General features: G+C 42.5%; 15 protein-coding genes. 9 read left to right on the forward strand and 6 right to left on the reverse strand.

Features of this window, described 5'->3' with window-relative positions:
• Nucleotides 1-38: 38 nt before the first annotated feature.
• Nucleotides 39-1331 carry a DUF1015 domain-containing protein gene (locus HNR50_RS01280; protein ID WP_184742623.1) on the forward strand — a complete coding sequence of 431 codons (1293 nt, stop codon included), beginning with the start codon at nt 39-41 and terminating at the stop codon, nt 1329-1331.
• A 42-nt stretch (nt 1332-1373) separates the two neighbouring features.
• Here the strand turns inward: HNR50_RS01280 and HNR50_RS01285 are convergent, their stop codons facing one another.
• Nucleotides 1374-2546, reverse strand: a complete 1173-nt coding sequence (locus tag HNR50_RS01285; protein ID WP_184742625.1) for a M48 family metallopeptidase — start codon at nt 2544-2546, stop codon at nt 1374-1376.
• 138 nt (nt 2547-2684) lie between these two features.
• On the reverse strand, nt 2685-2879 hold the full coding sequence (locus HNR50_RS01290; protein ID WP_184742627.1) for a hypothetical protein: 195 nt from the start codon (nt 2877-2879) through the stop codon (nt 2685-2687).
• 179 nt (nt 2880-3058) lie between these two features.
• On the opposite strand from HNR50_RS01290, the gene HNR50_RS01295 reads away from it, so the two are divergent.
• Nucleotides 3059-4765 carry a DEAD/DEAH box helicase gene (locus tag HNR50_RS01295; RefSeq protein WP_184742629.1) on the forward strand — a complete coding sequence of 569 codons (1707 nt, stop codon included), beginning with the start codon at nt 3059-3061 and terminating at the stop codon, nt 4763-4765.
• On the opposite strand, the gene HNR50_RS01300 is transcribed toward HNR50_RS01295, so the two are convergent.
• On the reverse strand, nt 4766-5074 hold the full coding sequence (locus HNR50_RS01300; protein ID WP_184742631.1) for an MGMT family protein: 309 nt from the start codon (nt 5072-5074) through the stop codon (nt 4766-4768).
• Nucleotides 5075-5135: 61 nt separating this feature from the next.
• A complete protein-coding gene (locus HNR50_RS01305) occupies nt 5136-5474 on the reverse strand; it encodes a hypothetical protein (protein ID WP_184742634.1) in 339 nt (112 codons plus the stop codon).
• Between the two features lie 193 nt (nt 5475-5667).
• Here HNR50_RS01305 and HNR50_RS01310 point away from each other — a divergent pair, with 193 nt between their 5' ends.
• The 6 genes from HNR50_RS01310 to HNR50_RS01335 are packed head-to-tail and all read left to right on the forward strand — an operon-like array spanning nt 5668 to nt 11055.
• Entirely contained in the window at nt 5668-6444 is a 777-nt protein-coding gene (locus HNR50_RS01310; protein WP_184742636.1) for an ABC transporter permease, read from the forward strand.
• 24 nt (nt 6445-6468) lie between these two features.
• On the forward strand, nt 6469-7194 hold the full coding sequence (locus tag HNR50_RS01315; RefSeq protein WP_184742638.1) for an ABC transporter ATP-binding protein: 726 nt from the start codon (nt 6469-6471) through the stop codon (nt 7192-7194).
• A gap of 1 nt (nt 7195) precedes the next feature.
• Entirely contained in the window at nt 7196-8242 is a 1047-nt protein-coding gene (locus HNR50_RS01320) for an MlaD family protein (RefSeq protein ID WP_184742640.1), read from the forward strand.
• On the forward strand, nt 8242-9108 hold the full coding sequence (locus HNR50_RS01325) for a tetratricopeptide repeat protein (protein ID WP_184742642.1): 867 nt from the start codon (nt 8242-8244) through the stop codon (nt 9106-9108). Before HNR50_RS01320 ends, HNR50_RS01325 begins: the two co-directional genes overlap by 1 nt.
• 8 nt (nt 9109-9116) lie before the next feature.
• Complete coding sequence (locus HNR50_RS01330) at nt 9117-10154, forward strand: AI-2E family transporter (RefSeq protein WP_184742644.1); 1038 nt, start codon at nt 9117-9119, stop codon at nt 10152-10154.
• Nucleotides 10155-10191: 37 nt separating this feature from the next.
• Nucleotides 10192-11055 (forward strand): PAS domain-containing protein, encoded by an 864-nt coding sequence (locus HNR50_RS01335; RefSeq protein WP_184742646.1) that lies wholly within the window; start codon nt 10192-10194, stop codon nt 11053-11055.
• Between the two features lie 25 nt (nt 11056-11080).
• Here HNR50_RS01335 and HNR50_RS22810 read toward each other — a convergent pair whose 3' ends face one another.
• Together HNR50_RS22810 and HNR50_RS01345 are read right to left on the reverse strand one after the other, a co-directional pair.
• Nucleotides 11081-12085: a peptidylprolyl isomerase gene (locus HNR50_RS22810; protein WP_184742648.1), complete on the reverse strand. Its 1005-nt coding sequence runs from the start codon at nt 12083-12085 to the stop codon at nt 11081-11083.
• Between the two features lie 24 nt (nt 12086-12109).
• The gene (locus HNR50_RS01345) at nt 12110-12523 is read right to left on the reverse strand and encodes an FAD synthase family protein (protein WP_184742650.1); all 414 of its coding nucleotides are present in this window, start codon (nt 12521-12523) and stop codon (nt 12110-12112) included.
• Between the two features lie 149 nt (nt 12524-12672).
• Between HNR50_RS01345 and HNR50_RS01350 the strand changes: the two genes are divergently transcribed.
• Nucleotides 12673-13914, forward strand: a complete 1242-nt coding sequence (locus tag HNR50_RS01350) for a glutamate-5-semialdehyde dehydrogenase (protein ID WP_184742652.1) — start codon at nt 12673-12675, stop codon at nt 13912-13914.
• Nucleotide 13915 lies beyond the last annotated feature (1 nt).

The following is a 13915-nucleotide window of genomic DNA, read 5'->3' on the forward strand; positions in this document are numbered from 1 at the left end:
GGGATCCTCTTTAGAGGATCCCGATTGGAGAATTTAAAATGAATAGTTTAAAAATAAGATTTGAAAAAATGGGAATCCATATTCCCGAAATTCTTCTGCCTGCAGATGCTGAAATGAACAAATGGGCAGTCGTTGCCTGTGATCAGTATTCTTCTGAGAAAAACTACTGGAAGGAAACTGAAGAAATCGTCGGGAATTCTCCTTCAACCCTGAATCTGATACTTCCCGAATGCTATCTGGAAGATGATGATAAGAAAGATCGGGTTCAGAAGATTAATTCCACAATGAAAAGCTATATGAAAGAAAATGTATTTCGAAAGCTTGATCGGGGATTTATTATTGTTGATCGAAGCACACCCTATGTCGAGTCCCGTCAGGGAATGATACTGGCTGTCGACCTCGAGAAATACAGTTTTTCCAAAGATACGAAGAGTCTGATCAGGCCCACAGAAGGGACTGTACTTGAAAGGCTCCCTCCCAGAATAGAAATAAGAAAGAACGCCCCTCTTGATATTCCCCATATTCTTCTTCTTATCAATGACAGAGAAAAGTCAATAATTGAAAATGCATTTATTGACAGTGATTCTTTTGAAACAGTTTATGATTTTGATCTGATGCAGGGTGGAGGCCATGTCAAAGGAAAGCTGATCAGTGATGAATCGTACCTGGAAAAGATCTGCACTGCTTTTGAAAAGCTATTTGAGAATAATGATATGCTTTTCGCTGTGGGAGACGGTAACCACTCCCTGGCAACAGCAAAGGAAATCTGGGAAAAGTTGAAAAGCGAAGGCGCTCCGGAAGATCATCCCGCACGGTTCGCTCTGGTGGAAGTCGAGAATATTTTCAATGAAGGCATTATTTTTGAACCAATTCATCGGGTTCTCTTTGATATAGATCGACAGGACTTTTTTGAAAAACTCAAAACAGTTTATGAGTGTGAAATCCGAACCGTAAGTTCCGAAGCTGTCATGAAAGACAAAGTCAGTGAGAATACCCGGGAGCATCGGATTGGATATGTTTCAGATGATGAAGTCGGGTATATATCGATAAAAGAACCAGCAATAAAGCTTACATATGAAGTCATTCAGAAATTCATAGACGATTACCGGGAAGATAACACTCAGGTCAATATAGATTATATTCACGGGGAAAAAGCATTGTATGATCTTTCCCGCAGGAAAGGTAATCTAGGCCTTTATCTGAATGCCATTAAAAAATCAGAATTCTTCGATATGATTGTTGCCGGTGGAGCTCTGCCCCGGAAAACATTCTCAATCGGAGAAGCGGAAGAAAAAAGATATTACATCGAATCAAGAAGTCTGATTTCATAAGCATAATGAGGGATGCGATAAACCGTCATCCCTCATCACTTTCTATTTATACCTTTCCAGTGCAGATATCCTCTCAGATAAAACCGGGTGACTATAATGAAAAGCACTATAGATTTTATGCGGAGTCAGATTGGAGAGGTTTTCTTTTCCAAGAACAATAAGAGCATCGATAAGAGGCTTTCCATTCTTGAGTGTTAAAGCCGCAAATCTGTCAGCTTCATACTCGTCCTTCCTGGAGAATAAGGAAAACACCGGTTTGATAAAAAAGGATATAGGACCGGTCACAAAAGAAAGAATGACAAGAAGAGCCGGCAGGGTATTCTCTTTAAAACCGAATGCTTCGTATAGGGGTGTAAAGTCTAGCAGAATGGATAATCCGTAAAAAAGCGCGAAAGCGGAAATCAGTGAAAATACCAGTCTTTTTAAAATATGCTTTTTTTTGAAATGGCCGATTTCATGGGCCAGAACTGCTTCCAGTTCTTCGTGACTAAGCTGTTTGAGCAAAGTGTCAAAGAGAACAATTCTTCTCGCTTTACCGAAACCGGTGAAATATGCATTGGAATGGGCTGATCTGCGGCTTCCGTCCATTATAAAAATCCCGCTGGTCTTGAATGAAGTCCTTTCTGCCAGAGCGAAAAGACGATTCTTGAGTTCTCCTTCTTCAAGTTCGGTAAACTTATTAAAAATCGGTGCGATGACTAGAGGGTACAGCAGGGAGATCACAAGCTGGAATGCTGTAAAAAACAGATAGGTATAAAGCCACCAGAGCGAACCGCTCTTATCCATGAAAAGAAAAAGACCCAGTAACAAGGGAACAAATAGTACGAGAGATAATATACCGTTTTTAACCATATCAGAGAGATATAGCCGGAAAGTCATCTTGTTGAAACCGAATTCTTCTTCAATGACAAATTGTGAATAAAGAGTCAGAGGGAGAGATATGAGAGACGATAAGCCGGTAAGAAGCAAAAGGTAGAGGACTCCCTCCGCGTAGGGGTGAAGACCTGAGCCTTGAATTATTCCCAGAATCCGGGCGGGGATCTGATACCAGATCACCAAAGCTGTTAACGATGTTGCCACTGTTGAACTGAATAAAGAGTATTTACCCTTTCTTTGCGTATAATCGATTGTTTTCTCATACTTTCTTATGCTCATAACATGACTGATGTATGGGGGGACACTATAGCGGTTAGCAAGAGAACTGTTTAGATTCATTATCGTTAAAATAGATGAAACCAGATATTCTGAAAAGAAAAATAAAAAGAAAAGCGAGAGAATTAAAGTAGAGCTCATTGTTTATCCTTATAAAAAAAATACCCTGCGTAAAGCAGGGATATCATGGATAGTCACGGATTAGAGAGCAGCGATAGCTTCTTTCATGTTACCGTTTGCTACAGCGGCATTGCACTGCTTGCAGATCTTGACTTTTTTTCCGTCAAAATCTTTTTCGTATCCGACTTTAATGGCAGTTCTTTTACAGAGTGGGCAGTCACCTCTACCGTTTCTGACCTGATCTCTGATTCCTGCACCTCTATGGGCTTTAGACATATGTATCTCCAAACAATAATTTACAGATTTGTGAAAAATATATCCTTCAGACGGGAAAAAGTCAATGGAAAGGCCAAATGTTTCTCAATGACGAAAGCCGAGCTTCTCATAAACCCCAATAATGTTTATAGTTACTGCCGTTGTAAAGTGTAAAGTAGTAAATAATCCAAGGATATAATATGGAAGAAAAACTGAAATTTGATGATCTGGGACTTTCTGAAAGCACGCTGGAAGGAATCAGAAAAAAGGGATTTGAAGAACCATCCCCCATCCAGGCCAAAACCATTCCCCATCTGCTGAAAGGCGATAAAAATATAATAGGGCAGGCGCAGACCGGTACTGGTAAAACAGCGGCTTTCGGTCTCCCTTTAATAGATAGACTCACACCTGATGCAGGTCGCGTTCAGGCTCTTATTCTCGCTCCGACAAGAGAGCTGGCCGTTCAGGTCTGTGAAGAGATAAATTCACTTAAGGGAACCAAAAAGCTGCAAATCGCTCCGATTTACGGCGGACAGTCATATGGTGAGCAATTCAGGCGCCTGAAAAGAGGTGTAGACATTATTGTCGGTACGCCGGGCAGAATTCAGGATCATATTGATAAAGGGAGCCTCAATCTTTCGCGGCTGGAGTGGTTGATTCTTGATGAAGCGGACGAAATGCTCAACATGGGTTTTGTTGAAGATATAGAGCGTATTCTGGAAAGTGTAAGCGATACGAAGCGTATGGTTCTCTTTTCGGCTACCATGCCCCCGGCCATTTTGAATATCGCCGGAAAATATATGGGCGACTATGAGGTTCTGGCTGTAAAAAAAGAGCAGCTCACAACCAATCTTACAGAACAGATTTATTACGAACTGGCTGAGCGGGACAAGTTTGAAGCTCTCTGCCGCATTGTCGATATCGAAGACGATTTTTACGGAATCGTATTCTGCCGGACAAAAATCCGCACGGACGAAGTCGTTGAAAGACTGATTAATCGCGGTTATGACGCTGCAGCGCTTCACGGGGATATTTCCCAGAATATGCGGGAGAGAATTCTGGCCCAGTTCAAAGAGAAGAGAATCAATATCCTTGTGGCGACAGATGTTGCGGCCCGCGGTATTGATGTTACCAATCTGACTCATGTTATCAATTATTCTCTTCCCCAGGATCCCGAATCCTATGTTCACAGAATCGGAAGAACCGGACGGGCCGGTCAGGAAGGCACAGCCATTACTTTCGTAACTCATTCCGAGTACAGGCTCCTCGTCAGAATTAAGAGAATGGCCAACACGACAATAACCAAAAAGTCGATTCCCGAAGTTAAAGATGTCATTGATATTAAAAGAGAGAGAATTATTAATGATCTGACAGAAACAATTCAGGGTAATCTTGAAAAGACGAATGAGCACTATGATGAAATGGCGAGAACCCTTCTGGAACAGGCCGACCCGGAGCAGGTGGTATCGTCGCTGCTTAAATACTCTTTCAAACAGGACCTCGACGAATCCCGATATAAAGAAATCAAGAAAATCAATATGAATAAAGACGGGAACAGAACAAGACTCTTCGTCGCCAAAGGGCGGAAAGATGATATGGGCGCCCGTGATGTCGTGGCTCTGATCAAGAATAAAACGGGAATCCCCGATTCCAGAATCGATGATGTTCAGGTTTTTGAAATGTTTTCCTTTATTACAGTCAGCTTTGAAGATGCCGAACAGATTATCGATGTTTTCAGGAAATCGGGTAGGGGACACCGTCCCATGGTCGAAAAGGCTAAACCCTCCGCCGGAGGACCCAGACAGGGGCATCAGGATGGTCGGCCGAGGCGCGATTCATTTAAACAGGGAAGTCATTTCAATCATTCTCAAAGAAAAAGCCGTAAATACAAATACTCCAAAAAATGATTAAGTGCTGCCGTTCCAGAAGAATTCTCTGGAAACGGCTCCGTTCAATCTGAATTCGACACCTTCATTTTCGAGTAATTCTCTTTGAAGATTCCCTCCGTCGTGTTCGGGAAGGGATATTATTCCTTTTCCATTGACAACCCTATGCCAGGGAAGATTGTATTTTCCGCTGCTGCTTCTCAAGATCCAGGAAACCTGACGGGCGGCTCTGTTATTACCTGCAAGTGCGGCAATCTGTCCATAGGAAACAACCTTGCCTTCGGGAATGGAAGAAATAATCCTTATGACTTTTTCAGTGAATTCATTCATTTCGTTATAATTAATAAAGGGCTGCTTCAAACAAAGCAACCCTTTATTTCGACAGAAGAAATCACTTTTTCTTTTTCTTCTTTTTTTCCTTATCCATTATCGGTATTCTCTTGGTAGAAAATTTCGCAATAGCATAGCGCATCCGCTGGAAAGGATTTTTAGTGGATTTCTGCATGATTTCGAGACCGGAGACATTCAGCTTGATAATCACCTCTTTCAAAGCCGGCCTCAGTTTCTGGAACTCTTTCGAACCGGGCGCATTTCCCGATGTGATAAACTCATTGAGTTTCAGAAGATCTTTCTGAGTAAGCCTTTTTTTATAAGCTCTCAGAATCTTTTCCTGAGATTTCTGAATTTCTTTCTGTATTTCCATGCTGGGCATTTTCGGTTGTTTGGCCATTATGATAATCCTTCGTAAAGCGTAATCAGTCTGTAATTTACAATTAAGTTCCCTTGCGGTCAAGAGAGGTTCCTGAAAAGCCGGCAATTTGCTTGTTAAGTTCTGCTGGAATAGGGATATTTCAAGTATCATCACTTTAAAATAAACATCTGCAATCTTGAACAGGTGGGGGTCTCGGCTTTATCATATTAGTATGATTAAATCGGCAGGAAGTCTTGTTATCTCCTACCTGAAGGGTATCTCCTACATGTCGGGGTATTTCTTCTATTTAAGCAGAAAGACGCTGAAATTCCTCTTCTCCCGGAAACAGGACAAAAAAGTTCTGATCATGCAGCTTCTCTTTACGGGAGTGGAAGCCCTGCCGATTCTATCCCTCATCTCTCTGGGGATCGGCGGAGTCATAATTGTTCAGGGAGTGGCCATTCTGCCCCAGTTCGGACAGGGGGAAATGGTTTATGATATTCTGGTGCTGATAATAGTCAGAGAGCTGGGGCCTGTTCTGACAGCTCTGATACTCGCGGCGCGTTCCGGTACGGCCATCACTACAGAACTGGGAAACATGATTGTCTCACATGAAGTTGAAGCATATGAATCCGTTGGGATCAATCCGGTATACTATCTGGCGGTTCCGCGTCTTCTCGGTGTTGTGGGTTCCATGATTTTGCTCAATGTCTATTTTGATATCTTCGGCCTGTTCGGCTCTTTTCTGGTAACATCTATGATGAATCCTATACCGATCAAGGAGTATCTCGAAAATCTTCTTCAGGTTCTGACAGCCTGGGATCTCTTTATTTCTTTTCTGAAAAGTTTTGTTTTCGGTTATATTATAGCAGTGGTTTCCACATATCATGGCTTCAGAGTTAATCACGCGATTACGGAAGTTCCCGTAGCGACGATAAAGTCTATAGGAAACTGTTTTACCTTTATTATTGTAGCTGATGCTATTATTACGGTAATATCCCGATTATAGGAGAGGACGCTGGAATCACTTGTTTTGAAAGATGTAACGCTGCAATTTGAAGGGGAGACTGTACTCAAGTCAATCAACCTGGAAATAAAGCCGGAATCATCAACGGTTATTTTCGGTAGATCGGGAAGTGGCAAGACAACGCTTCTGAAAGCCATGGCCGGGTTGATCCGCATCGATGATGGAGAAGTTCTCTATAACGGCGATAATATCGCGAAAATGAATGAATCGGATTTTTTTGAAATGCAGGCGCAGTCCGGTTTTGTGTTTCAGGATGCAGCATTATGGGCGAATAAAACGATTTATGACAATCTGGCCATACCTCTGCGGATTCTCAGGCCGGGGATGAACGCCGTCGATATTGACAAAAGAATCAGGTCAGCGGTTGACATGCTCGCAGTCAGAGAAAATCTTTTGATAAGGCCTTCAGCCATTTCTTCCGGGGAGAGGAAGATCATTTCCTTTCTCAGAGCTCTTATGACTGATCCCGATATTCTCTTTTTAGATGAACCGGCTGTTTCTCTCGATAAAAAAAGCAGCCGCCGTATTCATAATTTGATAAAAGAGCTGAATGAAGAGAAAAAAACTATAATTACAGTAACTAATGATTTTTCTCTGGCCAGGATGATTGCCGATAATTTGATCATTATCGAAGGAGGATCCGTTATAAGACAGGGGTGCTTTTCCGAGATTCTCACATATGAAGATAAAGATATCGAAGATATCATTGAAGATATAAAAGGACAGGTTTGATTTGAAGTTTAAATTCCGTTTTGCCGAACAGATCGTCGGACTTTTTGTGCTGATCTCACTTATTCTCGTATGCGTGGCGCTGATCCTTATCGGAATCAATAAGCGGTGGCTGCGCGACGATCTTGTTTATACAAGCAGTTTTCCATCCGCCACGGGACTCAGATCCGGAATGTCCGTAACTCTCAGAGGATTTAAAATCGGCGAACTGCAAACCATAGAGCTGGATGATGATAATATGATAGGCGTCTCTTTTGTCATATATGAGGAATATATAAACCGTGTCGTAGGAAATTCCGTCATAGAACTTCAGGCCAATCCTCTGGGATTGGGCGCTCAGATTGCTTTTTATCCGGGTATAGAAAAAGGCGATTCCCTTCAGGAAGGATCTTTTATTCATTCAACGGCAACAGCCGAAGGAAGAAGGCTGATTAAAGAGGGGCTCGTTGATAAAGACAGTTCCGGTGATATAATTGTAAAAATTCTCAATGATGCCGATGAAATGGTTCTTTCTCTGAACAGTCTGCTGATAACCCTTGATGAAACGCTACTGGGATATAATCCGGGACCAGTAGGGGAAATCCTGGACAGCCTTGGAAAGGTCATTCCCGGGGTTTCGGCCGTTGTGGAAGATGTGCAGGTGGAAACACTGCCAGAAGTGGGCGCCATTCTGGAAGATATTAAAAAGATTACACAGTCTTTTGCATTGCTGGCCCGGGAGCTGGAAACTGTGGAGGGAATCGTTCCCAAGATGCTCGATCCCAAGGGCAGTGTGGCCACTTTCCTCGATGATGATAATAAATTGTTTAATCAGGTTTACGGTATCCTCGATGAACTGCAGAACAGTATGAAGGAAGTTCGTGAACTGATGGAGTATCTCAACGGTCTCAGCCCTGAAATATCCTCTCTGGTAGAGGGAACAGGGGCAACGATCGATGAGGCTGAAAAGGTTCTTCAGGGATTAAAAAACAATCCTCTACTCCGGGGCGGAATTGAAGAGGAAACACCTCAGGATTCCGTATCAACTTCAATCAGGGATGGTGAGTTCTGATGAATAAATCAGGTAAACTGACTTTTGTGCTTTTTGTTCTTATTCTCCTCGCCGGATGTTCATCCCTACCGGGAAAAAAAGAAACGAAAAATGTTGAATTAAAAAACAAGGCTGCTGATTACCTGAAAAACGGAACGTCACAATATAATGCGGGGCGATACAGCCGGGCTTTGGATTTCTTTGAAAAAGCTGAACAACTGAATGCTTCGCTGGACTATGAAGAGGGACTTGTCGCGGTCTATAACTCAATCGGTCAGACAAAAATGATGGAAGGTCTTTTCGAAGAAGCCATTGATTATCTCAATGATGCACTGGAAATTGCCCTGAGGCTGGAAAACGAGGCTCTCATTCTCTCTACGACAGGGAATCTGGCTGATTACTATATGAAAGTCGAAGATCTGGACGAAGCAGAGAGAATTCTTAGAGATAGTCTTCCTTCACCGGATGATGCTGATTCCGATGAAAAGGCTATGCTGGCTCAAAAATTCAGCCTTCTCCTGAGGAAAAAAGGTCTCTACAATGAATCTCTGGCTTTTCTTGAGAGCAGTGTGAGTTATCATGAAAAAAACAAACAATATAAAGCTCTGGCATCGGACTATTATATGATGGCTTCAGTTTATTCTTTAAAAAGGGAATATGACCGGGCTGTCTTTTTCGGCGAAGAAGCTCTCCGTTATGACAAATTGGTGGAATTCTCACAGGGAATCGCAGCTGATCTTCAAGCGCTTTCAATCATTCTTGAGAAAGCGGGAAGAGAGGCAGAATCCCGGATATATGCGCAGCGTTACGAAAAAGCCCGCAAAGCCATTAATGCCATTAATAATACCGAAGATGAACAGATTGATTCAATTACATCGGGAGAATAGGTACACATATGCTTAGATCAATACGTAATATCCTTCTTGTTTTTCTCTTCATACTGGCTTTTTACTTACTGAAAATACTGTCGTCGCTTCTTCTGCCTCTGGTATTTGCTATGCTTGTCGTCATTATGTACCAGCCTTTGATGCTTTTTTTGAGAAAATACAAATTCCCTACAGCTGTTATTGTTCCGATAATTGCAACTATGACAATTCTAATCATATTATTTATTGTCAATATCTTTATCGGGACTATCGGCAATTTTGCATCTCAATCGAATTTTCTAGCTTCCCAGTTTATCAAAAAAGTTGAATCCATAATCCTTCAGATCGAAGTTCTCACTAACCACAGACTGAATCTCGACAATATAACGGAATATCTGCTAGGTTTTTTCAACAGCGGCAGTATTACCAGGGCGGTCAGTTCACTTGCGGCGGGTCTCGGAAATTTCGGTCGCTCGTTTTTTATGTTTTCTCTCTATTTCGTCATTCTTCTTTCCAGCATGACTAATTATGAAGAATATATAAGATATGTCGTTAAAGATAATAAGCAGCTGATAAAAGAGATTCAGGGACTTCAGCGATCTGTCTCGACTTATATGACTATAAAGATTATCGTCAGTGCTTCCACAGGGTTTATCGCCGGTATGGTGTGTATGCTCTTCGGTTTGAAGTTTGCCCTGATTTTCGGTTTTCTGACTTTTCTTTTGAATTTTATACCATCCATCGGATCCATTATTGCCACTATTCCACCGGTGCTTATGGCGATAATTCAGTTTGACACCTTTCATCGAGCCATTGCTGTACTGTTGATTCTCTTTTTCATTCAGATGACAATCGGCAATTTCCTCGAACCGAAAATCATGGGTGACAGGCTTCTTCTCAATACCGTTACGGTTATTTTCGGCCTGGTTTTCTGGGGCATCATATGGGGAATCCCGGGGATGCTGTTATCTGTTCCCTTAATGGTAATTCTCAAGCTTATCTTCGGATATTCCGACTCGCTCAGCGTTCTTGCCAGAATTATGGGTTCCCACCGGAAAACCAGTTGATTTTGCGAATTTCGAAAACCTCAACTATAATAATCATATGGAAAATGAGTTTGACTCTGAATTATTAAGCAGGCTTAAAGTAAAAGGTGTTGATTCTAACTTTATCGAACACCTTCTCAGTTCTCTTTTTAACACCTTTCCCGACCATATTTACATAAAAGATAGAAATTCCCGATTCCTGCTTATTAATGAATCTCTCACAAAAGTGTTCAATCTCAATTCTCCCGATGAAGCTGTCGGAAAAAGTGATTATGACTTTTTTACAGAAGAACATGCGGGCATCACCTATCGGGAGGAACAGGAGATAATGGATTGCGGAAGAGGTATGACGAATTATGTGGAAAAGGAAACCTGGGAGGACGGATCAATCAGCTGGGTGGCTTCGACAAAAGTTCCTTTCCGCGATGAAGAAGGCAAGGTCATCGGCATCTTTGGAATTTCCAGAGATATTACGGCGCGGAGACAGGCTGAAATAGACAAAAACAACCGGGCCAGGGAGCTCGACTGTTTTATAAAGATTTCACAGATTGCCAAAAGCAAAGAGGTCAGTTTTGAAGGGCATATAAAGGAAATCGCTTCACTGATTCCCGAGTTTCTCAGTCATGCCCAAATCGCTTCGGTCCGCATTGTCGTCGGTAATAAGTCTTTTAAGAGCAGGGATTTCCATGAAACAGAAAACAAGAGACTTTTTCCGGTTAGAGACGGAAGCTCAAAAGTGGGCGTCCTGGAAGTCTTTCTCGAAAGAAAAGACAAGGAGATCGAAAACACAACCGAACAGGTCTTGAATCTGATTGCCGATCGATTAAATGAAATTATTCAGAAAAGATGGATTGAGAAAGATCTGCGCAAGTGGGAGCACATCCTTAAAGATGCTGAAGATCATATGGATCTCTACCCCTGACGCGGGGTAGAGAGTTTCCGGTTATTTATACTTCTTCAGTCGTTTTTTCGTCTTTTATTCCGGGAATTCGGATCTTTGCGGCATTTTTGAGAGATTCTAGAAAATCTTTCAATTTCGTCTGATTCTTATCCTGAACGAGATAGCTGTTGATAGATTCTCTGACATCTTCCAGAGGTACAGACGATTCGGGGAATCTTTCATGAACTTTAATGATGTGGTATCCGAACTGGGTTTCTACAATACCGCTGATTTCTCCTTCCGGCAGAGCGAAAGCAACTGTTTCGAACCCACTGACCATCTGACCTCTTGTAAACTCTCCCAGATCTCCGCCCTGCGGTCCGCTCGGTCCTTCAGATTCTCTTCTGGCTGTATCGGCAAAGTCAGCGCCGTTTTTCAATTCTTCGCTTATCCGTTCAATCTTTGCTTTTGCCTGGTTCTTTTTCTCGTCATCGTCTCCCGCTTCCACAGTCACCAGTATGTGGCTTGCATGTATTCTTTCCGGTTCTGTAAAATAGGCGGGATTTTCCTTATAGAAGGTCAGGATTTCCTCATCGGTTACTGTGGTTTCTTCGGGAACTTTTTCTTCAATGAGCTTCTGGATCTTCATATCCTGAAGAATCACTTCTTTGAAGGAATCCGGATCGTATCCCTGAGAGGCTAGTGCTTCGTTAAAAGCTTCATCGGATTCGAACTGAGACTGAAGAGAAGCGATTTTTTCATTGATTTCTTCATCGGGAATGACAAATGATGCCGATTCCTGCAGAAGGACTTCTCTTGTAATGAGATTTTCGATAACTGAGCTGCGAACCTGTTCAAGCTGAGCCGGCTGAAGTGCCATCCCCTGAGCTTCGTACTGCGCCGCACTTTTGGAAACTTCCTCTGCAACTTTTTCTTCTGTGATTTTTACTCCGTTGACAACGGCGGCAACACCTCTGTCTCTGAGCAGATAATAAGCGCTGATTCCCCCTGCTGCAGCAAGGACGACAATAGCTGAAATAATTATGACAGCTTTATTAGTCATTTTTGACATGATTTTCAATTCTCCCGTTTCTGATTAATAGTGATTCTTGTTTCTGAGAGTGGAGCTGTACCGGTCCCTTTTATAAGGTTCGATTGTTACAATCTGAATTTTTTTATCATTATTGCTGATCCATTGGGTAAAAGACTCGGCAAGTTTATGCTGATCATGGCCGAAGCACACAACCTGTGGATTGACTTTTTCAACGACACCATAAGTTCCGGTAACTTCATCCGAAAGAAATGCTTCATCTACAAGACCGCTTTGCATAATATGCGAGATTCTCTCTTCTTCTCCATGTACAGGATTGCGTTTTTTGGTTTTCAGAACAAATCTGTCACGTGCAATTACTGCAACCAGACGGTCACCTTCGGCAGCCGCTTTCTGTAGAAAATATATGTGTCCCGGGTGGATAACATCAAATGTCCCGAAGACAAGAACGGTTTTCATTCACTCTCCTAAACTCTTCAATGAAATTAAACAATTTCCCTGTTATTGTACAGAAAAAAAAGAAAAGAAGCGACCTCTGTTCAACAATCTTCATTTTTGATATTATTCCTTTACAGTTTTGTATCTATGTAACGCAACGAGGGGGACTTATGAAAAGTTTGCTTGAACAGTGTAAAAGCCTGAAAAACGCCTCATTCTCATTGGGATCTCTGGGAACTAAAGCGAAAAATGATGCCCTCCTGTCCGTTGCGGAAGCGCTGGCGAATCGGGAAAACCAAATACTTGAAGCCAATCTGATTGATGTGGAATCAGCTGAAAAGAGCGGTATGAAAAGCAGTCTTGTGGATCGTTTACGACTCACGTCTGAAAGAATGAAAGATATGATCTCTGGTATTGAAACAGTTGTCTCTCTCAAAGATCCGGTCTGGAACAGCAGAGATGTCTGGACTCTTGAAAATGGAATTACCGTATCAAAAATGTCTGTCCCGATGGGGGTTATCAGCATTATTTATGAATCGAGACCGAATGTCACAATCGATGCTTTCACTCTGGCTCTGAAGAGCGGAAACGCCATTCTCCTCAGGGGCAGTTCATCAGCCATAAACTCCAATAAAGCTCTTGTCGAAGCCGTTAAGGAAGGACTCCGTAAAAGTCGGATCTCTCCCGATGTCATCGAGCTTGTTGAAGATACTGACAGAGCTGTTGTCGGGGAACTTCTTCATATGACTGAATATCTGGATCTTGTCATTCCCAGAGGCGGCGCGGGACTTATCAAATATGTAACGGAAAATGCAAAGGTTCCCACAATCGAAACAGGAGTAGGGAATTGCCATGTTTTTGTCGATGAGAGCGCAGATCTTCATATGGCCCTGGCCATTGTAGAGAATGCCAAAATCCAGAGGCCCGGCGTATGCAATGCCATCGAAACGATTCTGGTTCACAAATCAGCAGCCTCACAATTTCTTCCCCGATTGAAAAATAAAATCGGAGACAGGGTGGAGCTTCGCGGTTGCGAAAGGACTGCTGCTTTTATCGATGTCATTCCGGCTGATGAACTTGACTGGGCAACTGAATATCTGGATTATATATTGGCAGTGAAAATCGTCGATTCCTGTGACGAAGCGATTTCCCATATAAACAGATATGGAACGAAGCATTCGGAATCGATAATTACAAACGATCTGGCTAACAGCAGAAAATTTCAGCGTAATATCGATGCCGCTGCGGTATATGTCAATGCCTCAACCCGTTTTACCGACGGCGGGGCTATGGGCTTCGGTGCGGAAATGGGAATAAGCACTCAGAAAATGCATGCCCGTGGACCGATGGGGCTCAATGAACTGGTTACAATAAAGTATGTGATGAACGGCGACGGTCAGATCCGGGAGTAGG

It is taken from the genome of Spirochaeta isovalerica, assembly GCF_014207565.1.
Lineage (GTDB): Bacteria > Spirochaetota > Spirochaetia > DSM-2461 > DSM-2461 > Spirochaeta_F > Spirochaeta_F isovalerica.